The 18,820-nt window shown below is 73.6% G+C and carries 17 protein-coding genes and 2 pseudogenes; 17 read left to right on the top strand and 2 right to left on the bottom strand.

Features of this window, described 5'->3' with window-relative positions; genetic code table 11:
- Window positions 1-55 precede the first annotated feature (55 nt).
- From AFM16_RS03790 to AFM16_RS40440, 13 genes and pseudogenes are all read left to right on the top strand, one after another.
- A pseudogene (locus AFM16_RS03790) lies at window positions 56-1,616 on the top strand (glycoside hydrolase family 53 protein).
- 194 nt (window positions 1,617-1,810) lie between these two features.
- Window positions 1,811-2,098 carry a hypothetical protein gene (locus AFM16_RS03785; RefSeq protein WP_030787217.1) on the top strand — a complete coding sequence of 96 codons (288 nt, stop codon included), beginning with the start codon at window positions 1,811-1,813 and terminating at the stop codon, window positions 2,096-2,098.
- A gap of 160 nt (window positions 2,099-2,258) precedes the next feature.
- The gene (locus AFM16_RS03780; RefSeq protein ID WP_078632378.1) at window positions 2,259-3,236 is read left to right on the top strand and encodes an SMP-30/gluconolactonase/LRE family protein; all 978 of its coding nucleotides are present in this window, start codon (window positions 2,259-2,261) and stop codon (window positions 3,234-3,236) included.
- A 75-nt stretch (window positions 3,237-3,311) separates the two neighbouring features.
- A complete protein-coding gene (gene crcB, locus AFM16_RS03775) occupies window positions 3,312-3,767 on the top strand; it encodes a fluoride efflux transporter CrcB (RefSeq protein WP_030787223.1) in 456 nt (151 codons plus the stop codon).
- Entirely contained in the window at window positions 3,764-4,144 is a 381-nt protein-coding gene (locus tag AFM16_RS03770; protein ID WP_030787226.1) for a DUF190 domain-containing protein, read from the top strand. Before crcB (AFM16_RS03775) ends, AFM16_RS03770 begins: the two co-directional genes overlap by 4 nt.
- On the top strand, window positions 4,141-4,506 hold the full coding sequence (gene crcB / locus AFM16_RS03765) for a fluoride efflux transporter CrcB (protein ID WP_030787229.1): 366 nt from the start codon (window positions 4,141-4,143) through the stop codon (window positions 4,504-4,506). Before AFM16_RS03770 ends, crcB (AFM16_RS03765) begins: the two co-directional genes overlap by 4 nt.
- Window positions 4,507-4,569: 63 nt before the next feature.
- On the top strand, window positions 4,570-5,409 hold the full coding sequence (locus tag AFM16_RS03760) for an undecaprenyl-diphosphate phosphatase (RefSeq protein WP_030787232.1): 840 nt from the start codon (window positions 4,570-4,572) through the stop codon (window positions 5,407-5,409).
- A gap of 149 nt (window positions 5,410-5,558) precedes the next feature.
- A complete protein-coding gene (locus AFM16_RS03755) occupies window positions 5,559-6,230 on the top strand; it encodes a FadR/GntR family transcriptional regulator (RefSeq protein ID WP_030787235.1) in 672 nt (223 codons plus the stop codon).
- Window positions 6,230-7,258 carry an asparaginase gene (locus AFM16_RS03750; RefSeq protein WP_030787238.1) on the top strand — a complete coding sequence of 343 codons (1,029 nt, stop codon included), beginning with the start codon at window positions 6,230-6,232 and terminating at the stop codon, window positions 7,256-7,258. The genes AFM16_RS03755 and AFM16_RS03750 overlap by 1 nt, the downstream gene beginning before the upstream one ends.
- Window positions 7,259-7,297: 39 nt before the next feature.
- A complete protein-coding gene (locus AFM16_RS03745; protein WP_037875205.1) occupies window positions 7,298-8,236 on the top strand; it encodes a glutaminase in 939 nt (312 codons plus the stop codon).
- Between the two features lie 67 nt (window positions 8,237-8,303).
- Window positions 8,304-9,623 carry a tetratricopeptide repeat protein gene (locus AFM16_RS03740; RefSeq protein WP_078632375.1) on the top strand — a complete coding sequence of 440 codons (1,320 nt, stop codon included), beginning with the start codon at window positions 8,304-8,306 and terminating at the stop codon, window positions 9,621-9,623.
- Window positions 9,624-9,762: 139 nt separating this feature from the next.
- Window positions 9,763-11,160, top strand: a complete 1,398-nt coding sequence (gene mptB, locus AFM16_RS03735; RefSeq protein ID WP_078632374.1) for a polyprenol phosphomannose-dependent alpha 1,6 mannosyltransferase MptB — start codon at window positions 9,763-9,765, stop codon at window positions 11,158-11,160.
- Window positions 11,157-12,536, top strand: coding sequence for a glycosyltransferase family 87 protein (locus tag AFM16_RS40440; protein WP_078632372.1), 1,380 nt, complete (start codon window positions 11,157-11,159; stop codon window positions 12,534-12,536). Before mptB ends, AFM16_RS40440 begins: the two co-directional genes overlap by 4 nt.
- Before the next feature lie 83 nt (window positions 12,537-12,619).
- On the opposite strand, the pseudogene AFM16_RS03725 reads toward AFM16_RS40440, so the two are convergent.
- Window positions 12,620-13,465 (bottom strand): annotated as a pseudogene (locus tag AFM16_RS03725) (D-alanyl-D-alanine carboxypeptidase family protein); the annotation flags it as partial.
- A gap of 124 nt (window positions 13,466-13,589) precedes the next feature.
- Window positions 13,590-14,726 carry a transcription termination factor Rho gene (gene rho, locus AFM16_RS03720; protein WP_078632368.1) on the bottom strand — a complete coding sequence of 379 codons (1,137 nt, stop codon included), beginning with the start codon at window positions 14,724-14,726 and terminating at the stop codon, window positions 13,590-13,592.
- 354 nt (window positions 14,727-15,080) lie between these two features.
- Between rho and AFM16_RS03715 the strand changes: the two genes are divergently transcribed.
- The 4 genes from AFM16_RS03715 to AFM16_RS03705 all read left to right on the top strand — a co-directional run bounded on the left by AFM16_RS03715 (window position 15,081) and on the right by AFM16_RS03705 (window position 18,810).
- Window positions 15,081-16,334, top strand: coding sequence for a cytochrome P450 family protein (locus AFM16_RS03715; RefSeq protein WP_078632366.1), 1,254 nt, complete (start codon window positions 15,081-15,083; stop codon window positions 16,332-16,334).
- Between the two features lie 99 nt (window positions 16,335-16,433).
- Complete coding sequence (locus AFM16_RS40600) at window positions 16,434-16,595, top strand: toxin-antitoxin system HicB family antitoxin (RefSeq protein WP_107419014.1); 162 nt, start codon at window positions 16,434-16,436, stop codon at window positions 16,593-16,595.
- Window positions 16,592-17,800, top strand: coding sequence for an RNA-guided endonuclease InsQ/TnpB family protein (locus tag AFM16_RS03710; RefSeq protein WP_078632364.1), 1,209 nt, complete (start codon window positions 16,592-16,594; stop codon window positions 17,798-17,800). The genes AFM16_RS40600 and AFM16_RS03710 overlap by 4 nt, the downstream gene beginning before the upstream one ends.
- A gap of 125 nt (window positions 17,801-17,925) precedes the next feature.
- Entirely contained in the window at window positions 17,926-18,810 is an 885-nt protein-coding gene (locus AFM16_RS03705; protein ID WP_030787261.1) for a hypothetical protein, read from the top strand.
- Window positions 18,811-18,820: the final 10 nt, after the last annotated feature.

Genomic DNA, 18,820 nt, shown 5'->3' with positions numbered 1-18,820 from the left:
CCTCCGTCTCACGCGAGGAAACCCATCCATCACGTCGAAGGGACGACGGACGACGATGTTCCATCCCAGACGCACCCTGCGCGCCCTGCTGCTCCCGCTCACCGCGGGGCTCGCCCTCACCGCACTTCCCGCGCAGACCGCCCAGGCGGCGAGCACCCTGACCAACGGCGGCTTCGAGAGCGACGGCGCCGGGGCGGCCGTGCCCAACGGCTGGTCGGAGTACGGCGACACGGGCGCCTCCTTCTCCGAGTCCGGTGGCCACGGCGGCAGTTACCGCCTGTCCCACTGGGCGTCCACCGCCTACAAGGTGGAGACCTACCAGTACCTCTCCGGGCTCACCAACGGCTCCTACAAGCTCACCGCCTGGGTCCGCTCCGGCGGCGGTCAGAACTCCGCCTATCTGGCGCTGAAGAACTGCGGCGGCGCCGAACAGCGCACCGACCTGCCCGTGTCGGCGAGCGGCTGGATCCGGGTCGTCGTCCCGGTCACCGTGACCACCAACCAGTGCACGATCAGCGTCACCAGCGACGCCAACGCGGGCAACTGGATCAACGTCGACGACCTCACCTTCGCCGCCGGCACCGCCGGACTGCCGGTCAAGGGCGCGGACATCTCGTCCCTGGCCAAGAGCGAGGCCAAGGGCGGTGTCTACCGCACGAGTTCGGGCGCCACCGGCGACGCCGTCACCATCCTCAAGAACGCCGGCATGAACTACGCCCGGCTGAAGGTGTGGGTGAACCCGGCCGACGGCTACCACAACAAGGCGCGCGTCCTCGCCGTCGCCAAGCGCGTCAAGGCGGCGGGGCAGAAGCTCCTGGTCGACTTCCACTACTCGGACACCTGGGCCGACCCCGGCGCCCAGGCCAAGCCGGCGGCCTGGGCGGGCCATTCGTACAGCCAGCTCAAGACGGACGTCTACAACCACACCTACGACGTGCTCAACGCCCTCAAGGCGCAGGGCACCACCGCCGACATGGTCCAGGTGGGCAACGAGATCAACGGCGGCATGCTGTGGTCCGAGGGCTCCACCGCCAACTGGGGCCAACTGGCCGGGCTGCTCAACTCCGGCTACGACGCCGTCAAGGCGGTCAGTTCCTCCACCTCCGTCGCGCTGCACCTCGCCAAGGGCGGCGATCTGACCGGCACCCGCTGGTGGTTCGACAATGCCGTGGCCAACGGCGTGAAGTTCGACGTGATCGGGCTGTCGTACTACGGCTACTGGCACGGTACGCTCGCCGACTTTCCAGACCACGCTGGACGACGCGGCCGCCCGCTACGCCAGGCCGGTGTTCCTCGCCGAGACGGCCTACCCGTTCCGGCTGGACAGCGAGGACGCGCTGGAGAACATCATCGATCTGAGCGGCGAACTGGTCTCCGGCTACCCGGCGACCACGGCCGGGCAGCTCGCCTGGATGAACGCCGTCGCGAACATCGTGGAGGCCGTCCCGAACGGCCGCGGTCTCGGCGTCTTCTACTGGGAGGCGACCTGGACCGCGGTGAGCGGCAACGGCTGGGACCCCACCGACGCCTCCTCCGGCAACGGCTGGGAGAACCAGGCCCTGTTCGGCTACGACGACAAGCCGCTGCCCGCGATGGCGTGGTTCAGCCACCGCTGACACCCCGCCGGCGCCGATGACGGCCCGGGCCCCGGCCGCACCGCGCGGCCGGGGCCTGCCCCTCTTTCGAACACCCGTATAAAGCAAGGGAGTTCGATCCCGGTCAAGGGTCGCCGAGTCCGGGACACGGCGGCTCCCGCTGCGGAACAGTGGGAGGACGCGGTACCGAGGAGGCCCGGACGGAGGGGACGACGATGCTCAGGACGCCCGCAGGCGAGCGGCGGCTCGACATCCTGGAGTGGCTGAAGGAACCGGCCCGGCACTTCCCGCCGCAGCGCCGCGCCGACCCCGTCGAGGACGGCGTACCGGCGGCCGCCGTCGCCGCCAAACTGGGGGTGCGCCGCGAGGTCGCCGACACCCATCTCGCCCTGCTCACCGGCCTCGGCCTGCTGCGCGCCACCCGGATCCGCCGGCGTCTCTACTACCGGCGCGACGAGATGCGCATCGCCGAGGTGGCCCGCATGTTCGAGAAGGGCTGGTAGCGGACACCGGACCGGGCGGCGCCACGGGAAGCGGACCCGGTTGCGGGAAGTGACGCGGCCCCCGGTTGCGGAAAGTGACGGCAAAGGACCCCGGGTACCCCCCGACGTCCCCTCTCCCGACTGCGAGGATGGCCGCCTCCTCCAGGAAGGGCGGAACCCCATGGACCCGCGGACGGCGCTCGTCCCGCTCAGGTACGTCAGCCTCCCCGGACACGGCCCCGAGGACGTCGTCGCCGACCCCCGGGGCCGCGTCCTGACCGGTCTGGCGGACGGACGGATCGTGCGCGTCGACGGCCTGGACGACCCGCCGGGCGCCCGCGTCGAGCACATAGCCGAGATCGGCGGCCGCCCGCTCGGCCTCGAAGTCCTCCCCGACGGCGACCTGTTGGTGTGCGACGCCGAGGGCGCCCTGCTGCGCGTCGACCCCGACGGCGGCACCGGGAACGTCCGGGTCCTGACCGAGTCGGCGGCGGGGGAGCGGCTGCGGTTCTGCAGCAACGTCGTCGCCCTGCCCGACGGCACCGTCTACTTCACCGTCTCCAGCCGCGTCCACCCGCTGCGCGACTGGATGGGCGACATGGCCGAACACACCGGCACCGGACGGCTGTTGCGCCTGACCCCCGGCGCCACCGAGGCCGAAGTCGTCCTGGAGGGGCTCCAGTTCGCCAACGGCCTGGTCCGCGGCGCCGACGACCGCAGCCTGATCGTCGCCGAGACCGGCGCCCGCCGCCTCACCCGCTTCCATCTCACCGGCCCGCGCGCCGGACACGCCGAACCCCTCGTCGAGAACCTGCCGGGCTACCCGGACAACCTGTGGCGCGGCGCCCCCGACGGCCCGGTCTGGGTCGCCCTGGCAGGCCCGCGCGTCCCCGCCCTCGACCTCCTGCACCGCGCCGCCCCCGGAGTCCGGCGCGCCGCCGCCCGGATCGCCGTACGCGCGCCCTACCGGCCCGCGGCCTGGGCCGGGGTGCTCGCGGTCGACGACGACGGCCGCGTCCTGCACCACCTCACCCGCCGCCGCTCCGGCTTCCGCATGGTCACCGGCGTCTGCGAGACCGGCGGCCTGCTGGTCCTGGGCAGCCTCCACGAACGCGGCATCGCGGTCTGCGCGGCACCCGAGGGCAAACGCCACGGGTGAACCCCGGCGTTACGCTGTGACCAGCCGTGATCACCCGCACCAGGCACCACCGGTCGCAGGCAGGAGACGTACGACATGACTTCCCCGGAGGCCGGGAGCCTCCGCGCCAGGGCCGCCCGGCGGCCGCCCGGGACGGGACAGCTCCCGGTGGTCGCCGTGGTGGCCGTCGGCGGCGCGCTCGGCGCCGTCGCCCGCTACGCCGCCTCCCTGTGGTGGCCCACCGAGACCGGCGGCTTCCCCTGGACCATCTTCTGGGTGAACGTCGTCGGCTGCGCCGTGATCGGCGTGTTCCTCGTGGTGATCACCGAGATCCTCGAAGTCCACCGGCTGGTGCGCCCCTTCTTCGGAACCGGCGTCCTCGGCGGCTTCACCACCTTCTCCACCTACGCCGTCGACATCGAACGGCTCTTCCACGCGGGCCGCGCCGGCACGGCCCTGGCCTATCTGGCCGCGACCCTGTGCGCGGCCCTCGCCGCGGTGTGGCTCGCCGCCGCCGCGACCCGCCGCGTGCTCCTGGGGAGGCAGACATGACGCGACTCACCGGCAACGCCCTGCGGGTGACCGTCTACCTGAGCGAGAACGACACCTGGCACCGACGGCCCCTGTGCACCGAGATCGTCCACCGCGCCCACGCCGCCGGGCTCGCGGGCGCCAGCGTCCTCCACGGCGTGGAGGGCTTCGGCGCCTCCTCCAGGATCCACACCTCCCGGCTGCTCTCGCTCAGCGAGGGCCTGCCGGTGCTGGTCGTGATCGTCGACACCGAGGAGCGCATCCGCGCCTTCCTGCCGCAGCTCGACGAACTGGTCGCCGACCGGCTGGTGACCCTCGACGAATGCCATGTCCTGCGGCGCGCCGACCGCCTCGACAACCCGGGCGAACCGGACACGGAAGGTAAGAAGTCGTCGTGAACTGGCTGGTGGTCGTCGCGGGCGGCATGATCGGCGCCCCGCTGCGCTATCTCACCGACCGCGCGGTGCAGTCCCGGCACGACTCGGTCTTCCCCTGGGGCACCTTCGTGGTCAACGTCGTGGGCTGTCTGGTCCTCGGCATCCTCACCGGCTCCGCGGCCGCCTCGCCCGACCTGCGGCTGTTCCTGGGGACCGGGCTGTGCGGGGCGCTGACGACGTACTCGACCTTCTCGTACGAGACGCTGCGGCTGACCGAGACGGGCGCGGGACTGCTCGCCCTCGCCAATGTCGTCGGCAGTGTGGTGGCGGGCCTGGGGGCCGCGTTCGCCGGGGTGGCCATAGGCCAGGCGGTCTGGCCGTAGCGGCCGGCCGCACCGGCGACCAGCGACCCGAACCCGCACCCGATCTCGTCAGAACTGGATTCCATGAGCGCCATCTCCGTCGGCCAAGCCGTCGTCCTCGGAGCCGTCGAGGGAGTGACCGAGTTCCTCCCCGTCTCCTCCACCGGCCATCTGAAGATCACCGAGGGCCTGATGGGCATCCCCGTCGACGACGACGCCGTCGTCGGCTTCTCGGCCGTCATCCAGGTCGGGGCCATCGCCGCCGTACTGGTCTACTTCCGCAAGGACATCACCCGGATCGTCTCCGCCTGGTTCCGCGGTCTGCGCGACCGCGAGGAGCGCGTCCACCACGACTACAAGTTCGGCTGGTGGGTGATCTGGGCGACCCTGCCGATCGTCGCCGTCGGCCTGGCCGCCAAGCCGCTCATCGAAGGACCGCTCGCCTCCCTCTGGGTGGTCGCCGGCTCGCTGATCGCGGGCAGCGGTGTGATGTGGGCCGCCGACCGGATGGGCCGGCACAAGCGCGGCGAGGACGACACCTCGTTCAAGGACGCCATGCTGGTCGGCAGCTCCCAGATCCTGGCGCTGCTCTTCCCCGGCTTCTCCCGCTCCGGCGCCACCATGTCCACCGCGCTCATGCTGGACCTGGACCGGGTCGCGGCCACCCGGCTGTCGTTCTTCCTCGGCATCCCCGCGCTGACCGGCGCCGGCCTGTACGAGCTGAAGGACGCGCTCGGCACGGGCGCGGGGTCGGCGGCCCCGCTCGCCGTGGGCACGCTGGTCTCCTTCGTCGTGGCCTACGCCTCCATCGCCTGGCTGCTGAAGTTCGTGGCCAAGCACACCTTCAACGCGTTCGTGATCTACCGGATCGTCATCGGTCTCGCGCTGTTCGGGCTGCTGGGCACGGGCGTGCTGGAGAGCTGACCGGCCCCGCGCGCGTGTCGGCCGGGAGCCCCACCGGGCTCCCGGCCTCCTGCCTGTCTTGACAGGACCCCGGCGTCGCCCTGACCATCACACTCGTGAACCTGTCAGACAGCCAGACAGGTGGTTCGGGCCCGCGGCGCGTCAGCGCCATGGAAGCGGTCCTCACCCACCTCCGCGGCGCCATCGAGCGCGGCACCTACGCCATCGGGGACAAGCTCCCGTCCGAGGCGGAGCTGTGCCGCACCCTCGAGGTGTCCCGGCCCGTGCTGCGCGAGGCGCTGCGCGCCCTCCAGACCATGGGCCTGACCGTCGCCAAGACCGGCAAGGGCACGTTCGTGATCGCGAACACCGTCGAGGACCCGACCTTCGGCGACTACGCGGCCAGCGACCTGATGGAGGTCCGCCGCCACGTCGAGATCCCGGTCGCGGGATACGCGGCGCTGCGCCGCACCCCGGAGAACCTCGACCACCTCGCGCATCTGCTCGACCGCATGGAGCGGGAGACGGACACCACCGCGTGGGTCGCGATGGACACCCTCTTCCACCTGGCCGTCGCCGAGGCCGCCCAGAACCCTGTCTTCCGCCGCGTCATCGAGGAGATCCGCGACGCGCTGGCCCGCCAGTCCGCCTTCCTCACCGAACTGGGCGGCCGCCGCGAGCAGTCCAACCGCGAGCACCGGGCGATCGTCGAGGCGCTGACCGACGGCTCCGAGGCTGACGCGGTCGCCGCGATGAGCCACCACCTCGACCGCGTCGAGACCACCCTCACCGACATCGTGCGCACCCCCGGCACGAGCACCCCCGACCCCCACAGGCAGTGATGTACGACAGCACCCTCGCCGACGCCCCCGCGATCCGCGAACCCCTCCACGCGCCCGTCGCCCGCCTCGTCCGCGGCGGGGTGACCGAGGGCGTCCACTACGGCTCCGTCGTCGTCCTCGGCGAGGGCGGCGAGGTCCGGCTCCAGCTCGGCGACATCGAGGCCGCCTTCTACCCGCGCTCGGCGCTCAAGCCCGTCCAGGCCGTCGCCATGGTCCGCGCCGGGCTGCCCCTCGACGGCGAGCTGCTCTCGCTGGCCGCCGCCAGCCACTCCGGCGAGGACCACCACCTCGACGCGGCCCGGCGCGTCCTCGCCCTGGCCGGCCTCACCGAGGACGACCTGCGCAACGTCCCCGACCTGCCGTACGGCGCCGCCGAGCGCGACGCGTGGATCCGCGCCGGCCGCCCGGCCTCCCGGCTCGCCCAGAACTGCTCCGGCAAGCACGCCGCCATGCTGTACACCTGCAAGCTCAACGGCTGGTCCCTGCACGACTACCTCGACCCGGCGCACCCCCTCCAGCAGGCGATCGCCGAGATCGTCGAGGACCTCACCGGGCAGCGGATCTCCCGGGTCACCGTCGACGGCTGCGGCGCCCCGCTCTTCGCGGTCTCCCTGCACGGCCTCGCCCGGGCCGCCGCCCGCATCACCACGGCGGCGCCCGGCACCCCCGAGGCCCGGGTCGCCGACGCGATGCGCGACCACGCCGAGACCGCCTCCGGCACCGGCCGGGACGTGGCCGCCCTGATGCGGGCCGTCCCCGGCCTGCTCGCCAAGGACGGCTTCGAGGGCGTCGAGGTCGCCGCCCTCCCGGACGGCCGGGCCGTCGCCGTCAAGATCTCCGACGGCGCGAACCGGGCCCGCATACCGGTCACCGCGGCCGCCCTCGTCCGGGCCGGCGTCGACCCGGCGCTCCTCACCGAGTTCGCCGGCGAGCCGCTGCTCGGCGGCGGCGCCCCGGTCGGCGCGATCCGTCCCGCCCGCACGCTGGACCCCGTCCCGGCCCCGGCCCCGGTGCGGGCTTGCGCCTGACGGGGCCTGCGCCTGAGGGGGCCCGGCCCCGGAGGCACAATGGTGATCATGGGAACGACGTCGTCCTTCGCCTTCCAGCCGGTCCTGGAGCGCATCGCCGAGGAGCTGGAGCACACCCCCGGCCGCGGCCGCCCCGCCGACTACATCCCGGCGCTGGCCGCCCGCGACCCGAGCCGCTTCGGCATGGCCGTCGCCGAACTGGACGGCACGGTGTACGGGGTGGGGGACTGGCGCGAGCCGTTCTCCACCCAGTCCATCACCAAGGTCTTCACCCTCGCCCTCGACCTGGCCCGCGAGGGCGACGCGCTGTGGGAGCACGTGGGCCGCGAGCCCTCCGGCAACCCCTTCAACTCGCTGGTGCAACTGGAGTACGAGCACGGCATCCCGCGCAACCCCTTCATCAACGCGGGCGCCCTGGTCGTCACCGACCGGCTGCACACCCGGACCGGCGACGCGGCCGGCGCGCTCCTCGACTTCCTGCGCGCCGAGAGCGGCAATCCCGAGCTGTCCTTCGACGAGGAGGTCGCCGCCTCCGAGAGCGCGCACGGCGACCGCAACGCCGCGCTCGCCCACTTCATGGCCTCCTACGGCAACATCGACAACCCCGTCCCCGGCCTGCTCGACCAGTACTTCCGGCAGTGCTCGCTCACCGCGTCCTGCGCCGACCTCGCCCTGGCCACCGGCTTCCTCGCCCGGCACGGCGTCCGCGCCGACGGCACCCGCCTGCTCACCCGCAGCCAGGCCAAGCAGGTCAACGCGGTGATGCTCACCTGCGGCACCTACGACGCGGCCGGCGACTTCGCCTACCGGGTCGGCCTGCCCGGCAAGAGCGGCGTCGGCGGCGGCATCATCGCCGTCGTCCCCGGCCGCTGCACCCTGTGCGTGTGGAGCCCCGGCCTCGACGAACGCGGCAACTCCGTGGCGGGGGTGGCGGCCCTGGACCGCTTCACCACCCTCACGGGCCTCTCGGTGTTCTGAACCCGGCCGGTCGCGGCGAGGGTAATTGCGTTGAGGACACGCCCGGTCACCGGCGAAGATCCTCCGCATGTTCTCGCGCAGGAATCGCCGCCCCACGTCCCCCGAACTGCTCACGGCCTGGGAGTCGCTCGACTCGGGTGATGTGCCGGGCGCGCTGCGGCAGTTGCGCGGCACGGCCGAGTCGGCGCCGCTCGCGGAGGTCGCCCTGGTCGTCGGACGGGCCGCCGGGGCGGCCGGGTTCGAGGACCTTCAGCGGGCCGCCGCCGCGCTGGCCGCGTCGCCCGGCAAGCCGCAGCGGCTCTACGACTTCGGGTACGCGTGCGTGGAGCGCGGCGTCGCCCACCTCGCCATCCCGGCCCTGCGCGAGGCCCTGCGCCTGGTGCCGGACTCCACCGCCGCGCTGCGCGAGGTGGTCTCGGCGTACGAGGACGAGGAGCGCCACCGTGAGGCGGTCGACGTACTGACCGCGCACGAGGACCGGCTCGCCGCCTGGCCCGACCGCTATCTGCTGGTCTTCAACGCGGTCCTCGCCGGCGACCTGGACCTGGCCCGCCGTCACCACGCGCTGCTGCCGGACCCGGACGACGCCATGTGGCAGCCGGCCCGCGACCGGCAGAACCGCGTCCTGGCCCGCGCCGACCGCGCCGCGCCGTTCACCCCGCTGGACGGCACCGACCTGCGCGGCTGGCAGTTCGTCCTAGGCGGCACGATGCTGGGCACCCTCTCCCCGTACGGCTTCGAGGCGGGCATGACCGGGCGGTACGCCTGGATCCAGGACACCCCCGAGCAGTGTCTGCGCGGCCTGCTGCGGCTGAAGGCGGTGCTGGAGGCGGCGGAGACCCGGCCCGCCTCGGTCTCCCTGCTGCCCGACCGGGGCAGCCGCATCCTCGGCCTGGCCGCCGCCGAGATCCTCGGCCTGCCGGCCCTGCCCTTCGCACCGGAGCGCCCCGACACCGTCGTCCTCTCCTACGACCTGAACGACACGCTGGCGGCCGAGGACGGGCCGAGCGTGCTGAAGCATCTGCTGCACCGCACCCCCGGCCAGGTGCTGCACGAGCACGCGAGCTGCTGGACCGACACCCCCGCCGTCACCCCCGACAGCGTCGCCCTGCTGCACCAGTCGGTCGTCGCGCCCTGGGCGCCCGGCCTGCGCGTGAACGCCGACGGCGGGGTGGAGCAGGGCGAGCCCGACGAGCGGCCCGAGGCGGAGATCGCCGCCGGGATCGTGGCCGCCGACCCCACCCCGGACGAGGGCGACGGCGGGACCCCGGCCGACCCCGTCGAACGGCTCACCGACTTCGTCGCGGCGGTCCGCGACGACTGGCTGAGCGGCGAACGGACCCGGGTCACGTCCGCCGGACCCGTGGCCGGATCCCGGTTCCTCTGACCGCCCGCGGTCCCTCTCACGGTCCGCCCGGTGGCCCGTCCCGTGACGCTCACCCGGCGGCCATGCGCAGGCCGCCGGGAGGCGGGCGGAGTGTCGCTCCCCGGCCATCCGGCGACGGCACGCTGACGGCGTGTCGGTCATGGCTTCCCCCGTCGGTCTGCGCCGCTGTCAGGTGCTCGGCCTGGCCGGTACGTCCTGTCTCGCCCTGGGCGGCAGGACGGCCGGCGCGCTGCCCGCCCGTGAACTCCTCGCCCCGTCCTCGGCGCACGCCGTACTGGGCCTGGTCGGTGTCTACTTCGGGCTGGTGCTGCTGACCACGGCCTGGGTCCTGCTCGGCCGCCTGGTGCGCGGCGCCGGACCGCCCACCCCACGGGCGCTCGTGCTCGTCCTCGCCGTCTGGGCGGCCCCGCTGCTGATCGCGCCGCCGCTGTTCAGCCGGGACGTCTACAGCTATCTCGCACAGGGCGCCATGGTCGACGCGCACATCGACGTCTACGCCCACGGCCCGGCCCGGCTCGGTGGCCCGCTCGCCGACGAGGTCGCCCCGCTGTGGCGGCACACCGGCGCCCCCTACGGGCCGGTCTTCCTCGGCGTCGCCGCCGCCCTGTCCGGGCTGACCCACGGCGAACTGCCCGCCGGGCTCCTCGGGATGCGGCTGGTCGCCCTGTGCGGGGTGGCGCTGATGGCGGCCGCGCTGCCCCGGCTGGCCCGGCACAGCGGCGCCGACCCCGCCGCCGCCCTGTGGCTCGGCGCCCTCAACCCGCTGGTCCTGCTGCATCTGGTGGCCGGCGCCCACAACGACGCCGTCATGCTGGGCCTGCTCGGCGTCGGCCTGGTCGCCGCGCTGGGCCGGCACCCGGTGCCGGCCACCGTGCTGGTCACCCTCGCCGCCCTGGTCAAGGTGCCGGCCGCGCTCGGTCTGGTCGCGGTCGTGGTGCTCCAACTGCGCGCGGGACGGCGCCCGTTGCCCGCCGTCCTGACGACCGGCGCGGTCTGCGCGGCCACCACGGTCGGCGCGACCGCCGTCGCGGGCACCGGCTACGGCTGGACCGCGGCCCTCGACACCCCGGTCTCCCCGCAGAACTGGGCCCTCACCAGCCTGCTCGGCCGCGCCACCGGCGCCCTCCTCGAACACGCGGGCAGCGATCTGGCGCCGCTCGCCGTCCCCGCCTGGCACGCCTTCGGGCTCGCCGTCGTCGGCGTCGCCCTGGTCGCCATATGGTGGCGGCTGCGGCCGAGGCCCGTGTACGCGCTGGGGCTCAGCCTGGCCGTGGTCGCCGCGTTCGGCCCCGCGATCCGCCCCTGGTACGCGCTGTGGGGGTTGTTCCTCATCGCCGCCGCGGCCCCCAGCACCGCGGTCCGGCCCCGGACGGCCGCCGTGGCCGCCGTCCTTGCCCTCGCCGTCCTGCCCGACGGCGACCCGGCCGACGCCGGACGGCTGCTCCTCGCGGTCTGCGGCGGCGCGCTCGCCGTGGTCGTCCTGTGGCAGGCCCGGCTCGCCGCCCACGCCCCCGGCACACTCGGACGTACGGCATGAGGGCACCCGCCACGGACCGTGGCCGACTGCTGCTGCTGTGCCTGCTCGCCGGCGCCGTGACCGTCTTCACCGCGACCGTGCCGCTCCTGCGCGACTGGTTCGACCTGCGCGTCTACCACGGCACGGTCGACCACTGGATCCACCACGGCGGCCGGGTCTACGACTACCGGGTGCCCGGCACGCCGTACGGGTTCACCTACCCGCCGTTCGCGGCCGTCGCGATGCTGCCCATGGCACTGGTCGGACTGCGCACCGCGATCGCGGCCGCCCTGCTGCTCAACCTGGTGGCCCTCGCCGCGGTCGTACGGATCCTGGCCGGACCGGGCCTGCGGCGCTACGGCTGGTACGGCGCCGCCCTCGCCGTCTGCGCCCTCGCGCTGTTCGAACCGCTGCGCGACACCTTCAGCTTCGGCCAGGTGAACCTGGTCCTGCTGGCGCTGGTCCTGACCGACTGTCTGCTGCTCGCGACCGGCCGGGAGCGCCTGGCCGGTCTCGGGATCGGGCTGGCGGCGGCGGTCAAGCTCACCCCGGCGCTGTTCATCGCCCTGCTGTTCGTCGCCGGACGCCGCCGCGCGGCAGCCGTCGCCACGGGCGTGGCCCTGGCGGCGACGGCGGCCGCCGCGCTGATCGCACCCGACGCCTCACGCTTCTACTGGACGCGCGCGCTGTGGGACACGAGCCGGGTGGGGCGGCTCGACTACGTCTCCAATCAGTCGCTCCAGGGCGTCCTGGCCCGGCTCGGCGTGGAGAGCCGGGCGGTGTGGGCGCTGCTCGCCGTGCTGGTGCTCGCCGTGTGGGCGCGCCGGGCGCGGCGGGCGGCGGCCGCCGGGGACTGGCCGGCGGCCTTCGCGCTCACCGGCCTGACGGCGTGTCTGGTCAGCCCCGTCACCTGGGTGCACCACCTGGTGTGGCTGCTGCCGTCCTTCGCGCTGCTGCTGCGCGCCGGGCACCCGCGCGTGGCGGGTGCCCTGTACGGGGTGCTGTGCACCAGCGTGGTGTGGCTGTGGTTCGACGACGCCTCCGGCGTGGACGGCTTCCTCGGCTCGAACACCTACACGTGGATCACGCTGGGTCTGCTGCTGTGGCTGCCGGCCGGTCAGGAACCCTCCGGGCGGCGCACGATCAGCCGCAGCGCGAAGGCCATGATGGCGCCGCCCAGCGCGGCGGCGCCCGCGATGGCGAGCGCGGCGGGCCAGCCGGGCGGCCGCAGGGCGGGCGCGGAGACCCCGGCCGCGGCGGGGCCCGCCGCGGCGGCGGCCGGTGGCACGTCGGGTCCCGGCCTGGGCCGGGAGCGCAGCGCGTCCAGCGAGCCCACCGGATCGACCCGCCCGGCGGCCGCGAACCCCCAGTCCAGCAACGCGCGCGCCTCCTCGTAGACGGCGTGCCCGCCGCCCGAGCGCGGGTTCATCACCGTCACCACGAGGGTGCGCCCGCCCTGCCGGGCCGCGCTCACCAGGGTGTTGCCGGCCTCGGTGGTGTAGCCGTTCTTGATGCCGATGAGCCCCGGATACGGTTCGACCCCGTCCGCCCCGGTCAGCAGCCGGTTGGTGTTGCGGATCCCGTACGAGCGCCCGTCGCCCGCGGGGAACTGCGCGTCGACCGTGGCGCAGTACCGGGCGAAGTCGGCGTTGCGCAGCCCGGCCCGGCCGAACACCGCGAGGTCGTACGCCGAGGACACCTGGCCCGGTGTGTCGTACCCGTCGGGGGAGCGCACGTGGGTGTCCAGCGCTCCCAGGGCCCGCGCCTTGGCCTGCATCCGGGCGGCCGTCGTACGCCAGCCGCCGTTGAGGGCGGCCAGGACGTGCACGGCGTCGTTGCCGGAGTTCAGGAACACCCCGCGCCACAGGTCGGAGACCCGGTAGGTCTGGCCCTCGACGACACCGACCAGGCTGCTGCCGGCGCCGATGCCGCTCAGCTCCTCCTCGGTCACCCGGTGCCGGACGCCGCCGGGCAGGGCCGGCAGCACGGTGAGGGCGAACAGGGTTTTCAGGGTGCTGGCGGGCGGGAGTCTGCGGTGGGCGTCCGACGCGGCGAGGATCTCGCCGGTGCGGGCGTCGGCCACCAGCCAGGACCGTGCGGAGACGTCCGGGACCTCGGGTGCTCCCCGGTGCGGCCGGACCTGGGTGCCGGGCCGGTAGAGCAGGGCGGGCCGGGGGGCGCTCACGCGCGGCTCGCCGGGGCCGCCGGGCGCTCCGGGGTCCGTCCCGGCCGGGAGGGCCGCCGCGGCGGGGCCCAGCGTCAGGACACCGGCCGCGCAGAGGGCACAGGCCGACACAGCGGTGCGGGAAGAGAAGCCGATTTTCATATGATCAACGTAGAAATGAACCGGGTCTTCCCGGTGCTGCCCGTGCCGCATGCCGCGGCCGAGCACCCGGATGCCGCACGCCGATCCCGGCCGGCGCGGCCGCGGGGGCGGTGCGGGCGGGCGGTCAGCCGGCCGGCAGGGTCGGCTGCACCCGCCGCAGGAACGTCGCGTTGTCCGGCGTCTCGCGCAGCCGTTCGAGGAGCGTCTCCAGTCCGGTGCGGCCGTCCCGGGGCGCCAGGGCGCGGCGCAGCCCGCGCACGGCGGCCGACTCGGCGGGGGAGAGGAGCAGCTCCTCGCGGCGGGTGCCGGAACCGGTGACGTCGACGGCCGGGAAGACCCGTCGGGAGGCCGGGTCACGGTCGAGCCGCAGCTCCATGTTGCCGGTGCTCTTCAGCTCCTCGAAGTAGAAGTCGTCGGCGCGCGACCCGGTGTCGACCAGCGCGGTGGCCAGGACGGTCAGCGAGCCGCCCTCCTCGGCCGCCCGCGCGGCCCCGAAGAACCGCTTGGGCCCGATCAGCGCGGTCGCGTCGACACCACCGCTGAGGGTGCGGCCCCCGGCGGCGGCCGCGTTGTTGTGCGCCCGGCACAGCCGGGTCAGCGAGTCGAGCAGGATCACGACGTCCTCCCCGGCCTCGACGAGCCGCTTGGCGCGCTCGACGACGAGCTCGGCGAGGGCGATGTGCTGCCGGGGCGCCCGGTCGAAGGTCGAGGCGTACACCTCGCCGCGCACCGAGCGCCGCATGTCGGTGACCTCCTCGGGGCGTTCGTCGAGGAGCACGACCATCAGCCGGGCCTCGGGGTGGTTCCCGGCGACGGCGGCGGCGAGCTGCTGGAGCAGTACGGTCTTGCCGGTCTTGGGCGGCGCCACGATCAGCCCGCGCTGGCCCTTGCCGACCGGTGCGACCAGGTCGACGAGCCGGCCCGCGAGCCCGGCGCCCGGATGCTCGAGACGCAGCCGGTCGTACGGGTGCACGGGGGTGAGGTCGTGGAAACGACGGCGCCCGGCTCCGGGCGTACGGCCCTCGACGCGGGCGACCTCGGTGAGGGCCTGCTGGGTGCCGCGCACCCCGTCGACGAGGTCGCCCTTGCGCAGTCCGTGACGGCGGATCAGCGCGGCCGGGACCTGGAGGTCGCCGGGCGTGGGCAGCAGGTCCGGGGCGCGCAGGTGCCCCTTTCCGCTCGCGTCGATGTCGAGGACACCGGAGACGGCCCGGGCGGGGGCCTGTCGTACGGGAGGGTGCTCAAGTGTGGTGGTGGTCATGGTGGCCGGTCCTTTCGCGGACGGAGGGCATGAGACATACGGAGAGGGGGGATACGGCCGCGGAGGGAGGGCGCCGGGCGCGCCTCGGGCGGCGGGAACACCACGTCGGCCACGAACGATCACATGGGTGTCGCGTGCGTGAGGCGGTGCGGGACGGCCGCCGTACCGGCCGAGGAATTTGGCGGGTGACCGGGCGGACCGGAGAGGAAGTGCACCGGCGTCCAAACAAGGGACATACACGAGTGCTGAAGGAACTGTAGCACACGGGTTCGCCCGGCCCTGTCGCACCGGTGCGGCGCACGGGCAGAATCGCACTCCGTACGGCGCCCTTTCCCCGCCTTCAAGGAGTCATCGGTGGACGACCGGACCGGCACGCCTCATCGTCTCGACCCGGCGGGCGGCTGCCCGCACGCCGCCAACGCGCGACTGCTCGCGAGGGGTGCCGTCGCCCCCGTGCTGCTGCCCGGGGACATCGAGGGGATGGCCGTCCTCGGCCACGAGGCCCTCAAGGAGTTCCTCTCCCACCCCGAAGTCGCCAAGAACGCGCGGCACTTCACCGCCCTGGGCGAGGGCCGGATCGCCGAGGGATGGCCGCTGCTGACCTTCGCGACGGTCCCCGGCATGACGACGGCCGACGGCGACGACCACCGCAGACTGCGCTCGCTCGTCAGCCGCGCGTTCACCGCCCGCCGGGTCGAGGAACTCCGCCCGCGCGTCGAGGAGTTGACGGACTCACTGCTGGACGGCCTGGAGCGCGCGGCCGCGGAAGCGGACGGGGTCGCCGATCTGCGCCGGCACTTCGCGCTGCCCCTGCCGATGGGCGTGATCGGTGAACTCCTGGGCGTGGACGCGGAATACCGCGACCGGCTGCACCACCTGTCCAACCAGGTCGTCGCCACCGACATAGGGCCCGAGCAGGTCGTCGCCGCCAACCGTGAACTCGTCGCGCTCCTCGCCGAGATCGCCGCCGCGAAGACCGCGCACCCCGGCGACGACCTCACCAGCGCCCTGATCGCCGCACGCGACGAGGACGGGGACGGGCTCGCCCCTCAGGAACTCGTCGGGACCCTGCTGCTCATGATCATCGCCGGGCACGAGACCACCCTCAACCTCATCACCAACGCCGTACGCGCCCTGTGCGGCCACCGCGACCAGCTCGCGCTCGTGCGCAAGGGCGAGGCGAGCTGGGCGGACGTGGTCGAGGAGACCCTGCGCTGGGACGCGCCCGTCAGCTACTTCCCGTTCCGCTACCCGGTGCGCGACCTCACGCTCGACGGCACGCTCATCCCCCGGGGCACGCCCGTCCTGGCCGGCTACTCCGCCGCAGGCCGCGACCCGGCCGCCCACGGCCCCGACGCCGACCGCTTCGACGTCACCCGCCCGGCCCGGCCCGGCGCCGCCCGCACCCTCTCCCTCGGCCACGGCGCCCACTACTGCCTCGGCGCCCCACTGGCCCGCCTGGAGGCGAGCGTCGCCCTGGAACGGCTCTTCACCCGCTTCCCCCACCTCCAACTCACCGCCCCCGAACCGGAACTGCCCCGCCACTCCAGCTTCGTCGGCAACAGCGTGCACGTCCTGCCGGTCCGCCCGGGGGCGTCCGCGCCTTAGGCAAAGGGCCGCCAAACCTCGGGAATTGCTGCTCAGCGCTGTTGTGACCTCGACTGAGCGCGGGTCCGAGCACATTGCGAAGCACTAGCATCATGGTTCGTGGCGAGAGGTGATCGCCGGGAGTCGCTGAACCTGCGCGTCTCACCGGACTTGAAGCGGCAGGTCGAGGCGTACGCCGAGCGCGTAGGCATCTCGATCAACGCTGCGGCGTGTGTGCTCCTCGCCGAAGGGTTTTGTGCCGAGCGCAGGCGTGAGCGGTGATCCGCGCGTACAAATTCCTCCTTCGCCCCACCAGGGGTCAGGCGGCGGCGCTCGTCGGCATGCTCCGGGATCACTGCTCCCTGTACAACGGGGCGTTGCAGGAGCGGCGGGACGCCTACCGGCACACCTCGAAGACGTCGATCAAGTACGGCGGCCAGTCGGCCCAGCTCAAGGCGATCCGTGCGTTCGACCCGGAGCGTCAGGGCCGCTGGTCGTTCTCCTCCCAGCAGGCCACCCTGCGACGCCTCGACAAGGCGTTCCAGGCGTTCTTCCGCCGCGTCGGGGCCGGACGGACGCCGGGCTACCCGCGCTTCAAGGGTGTCGGGCACTTCGACACCGTCGTCTTCCCGAAGGACGGCGACGGCTGCCGCTGGGACTCCACCCCGCACGACCCTCACACCCGCGTACGGCTCCAAGGCGTCGGGCACGTCCGCGTGCACCGGCACCGGCCCGTGCGGGGCCGCGTCAAGACGATCTCGGTGAAGCGCGAGGGAACCCGCTGGTACGTCGTCCTGGCCTGCGACGAGGTCCCCGCCGAGCCGCTTCCGGCCACCGGAGCGGTCGTCGGGATCGACTTGGGTGTCGCCCGCTTCCTGACCACCTCGGACGGCGCACACGTCGCCAACCCGCGCTTCCTCCAGACGATGGCCGGTGAGCTGGCCGAGGCGCAGCGGCACCTCGCGACGTTCCCGAAGCGGGCCCGGCAGCGCACCAAGAAGCACCGGGCCGCCGCCCGCAAGGTCGCCAGGCTGCACACCAAGGTCAGGCGGCAGCGCGCCGACTTCCACCACAAGACCGCCCGCGCGCTCGTCGCCGGCCACGACGTGATCGTGCACGAGCGGCTGAACACGGCGGGCATGACGCGCGCGCCTGAAGCCGAACCCGACCCCGACAACGACGGCGTGTTCCTCCCGAACGGCGCCGCCGCCAAGGCCGGGCTCAACCGCAGCATCCTCGACGCGGGCTGGGCGCAGTTCCTCGGAATCCTGGCGAACAAGGCTGAGAGTGCCGGTCGCCGCACGGTCCCGGTGGACGCGCGCAACACCTCCCGTGCGTGCCCCGAGTGCGGGCACGTCGCGAAGGAGAACCGCCTCACCCAGGCAAGGTTCCGGTGCACGGCGTGCGAGTTCACCGCGAACGCGGACCACGTCGGCGCGACGAACATCCTCAACAGGGCCGGGCTGGTCCTCTGCGACGCGGCCTAGCCAGCGACGCAGGAAGCCCGCGACTTCGGTCGTGGATGGAGTCACGTTTATGACGGATGTCCCCGGAGCGTAACGATCCGTGACCTCATGGGACTTGACCTCCCTCTCTGCCTTATCGTCACGTCATGTCCACGCCGCCTCAGCCTCCGCAGCAACCCGAGCAGCCGTCCGAGGCGCCCGCCCCGCCGAGCGCCTACCCCTATCCGAACCCGCAGTCGCCCGCGCCCGGCGGCCCGGCAGGCTTTCCGCCCGCGCCGCAGTCGGGCCAGGCGCCGATCTACGCGCAGCCCACCCTGGTCGGCGTGCCGGCCCAGCAGGTCAACCCGTACGCCCAGCCGGGCCCCTACCCCGTGGTCGGCACCCCGCCCACCGGCGGCAGCGGCGGCGGCGCGGGCCGGGCCGTCCTGTGGGCCGCCCTCGGTGCCGTGGTCGCCTCCGCCGCCTGGGCGGCCGGTGTCTTCGTGATCGGCGGCACCGGGGACGACCCGGACCTGCGCGGCTACAAGGCGCCGGCCAACCTGTGCACCAGCGCGGACTACTCGTCGTTCAAGGACGAGTACCCGGAGAAGGACGGCACCCCGACCGACAACACTCTTGAGGACACCGCCCTCGACCAGGGCTATTGCAGCATCAGCCTGAAGAAGACCGGCTCCAGCTACGCCGACGCCTATCTCTCCGTCCAGCTCGACCTGCACAAGAAGACCGACCCGGGGCCGGAGTTCACGGCCCAATGGAAGAACTACGACGACAGCCACGACGGTTACGACGTCGACCCCGTCACCGGCATCGGCGACGAGGCGTACATCGTCAGCGAGGACACCACCAACGGCACCGACAGCGGCTCGCGTTACGCCACCCTCGCCGTTCGGGACGGCTGGGTGACGTACACGATGGGCTACAGCTCCTACCTGTCCTCCTACGACGACGACAAGGATCCGCCGGAGCTGGACGAGGTCATCGACTGGCTGAAGACCGACACCCGGACCACGCTCGACGACCTCAAGGACTGACCCCGGTCCG

Origin of the sequence: Streptomyces antibioticus, from assembly GCF_002019855.1 — a bacterium.
Taxonomy (GTDB): Bacteria; Actinomycetota; Actinomycetes; order Streptomycetales; family Streptomycetaceae; genus Streptomyces; species Streptomyces antibioticus_B.
The sequence above is the reverse complement of the archived record's forward strand: the minus strand, read 5'-3'. Positions and strand labels throughout refer to the sequence as shown.

What these genes read in the sequence shown, in the direction of transcription:
- AFM16_RS03785 (WP_030787217.1), top strand. Translation starts at nt 1,811, where the DNA reads ATGCTCAGGACGCCCGCAGGCGAGCGGCGGCTCGACATCCTGGAGTGG.
- AFM16_RS03780 (WP_078632378.1), top strand. Translation starts at nt 2,259, where the DNA reads ATGGACCCGCGGACGGCGCTCGTCCCGCTCAGGTACGTCAGCCTCCCC.
- crcB (WP_030787223.1), top strand. Translation starts at nt 3,312, where the DNA reads ATGACTTCCCCGGAGGCCGGGAGCCTCCGCGCCAGGGCCGCCCGGCGG.
- AFM16_RS03770 (WP_030787226.1), top strand. Translation starts at nt 3,764, where the DNA reads ATGACGCGACTCACCGGCAACGCCCTGCGGGTGACCGTCTACCTGAGC.
- AFM16_RS03760 (WP_030787232.1), top strand. Translation starts at nt 4,570, where the DNA reads ATGAGCGCCATCTCCGTCGGCCAAGCCGTCGTCCTCGGAGCCGTCGAG.
- AFM16_RS03755 (WP_030787235.1), top strand. Translation starts at nt 5,559, where the DNA reads ATGGAAGCGGTCCTCACCCACCTCCGCGGCGCCATCGAGCGCGGCACC.
- AFM16_RS03750 (WP_030787238.1), top strand. Translation starts at nt 6,230, where the DNA reads ATGTACGACAGCACCCTCGCCGACGCCCCCGCGATCCGCGAACCCCTC.
- AFM16_RS03745 (WP_037875205.1), top strand. Translation starts at nt 7,298, where the DNA reads ATGGTGATCATGGGAACGACGTCGTCCTTCGCCTTCCAGCCGGTCCTG.
- AFM16_RS03740 (WP_078632375.1), top strand. Translation starts at nt 8,304, where the DNA reads ATGTTCTCGCGCAGGAATCGCCGCCCCACGTCCCCCGAACTGCTCACG.
- mptB (WP_078632374.1), top strand. Translation starts at nt 9,763, where the DNA reads ATGGCTTCCCCCGTCGGTCTGCGCCGCTGTCAGGTGCTCGGCCTGGCC.
- AFM16_RS40440 (WP_078632372.1), top strand. Translation starts at nt 11,157, where the DNA reads ATGAGGGCACCCGCCACGGACCGTGGCCGACTGCTGCTGCTGTGCCTG.
- rho (WP_078632368.1), bottom strand. Translation starts at nt 14,726, where the DNA reads ATGACCACCACCACACTTGAGCACCCTCCCGTACGACAGGCCCCCGCC.
- AFM16_RS03705 (WP_030787261.1), top strand. Translation starts at nt 17,926, where the DNA reads ATGTCCACGCCGCCTCAGCCTCCGCAGCAACCCGAGCAGCCGTCCGAG.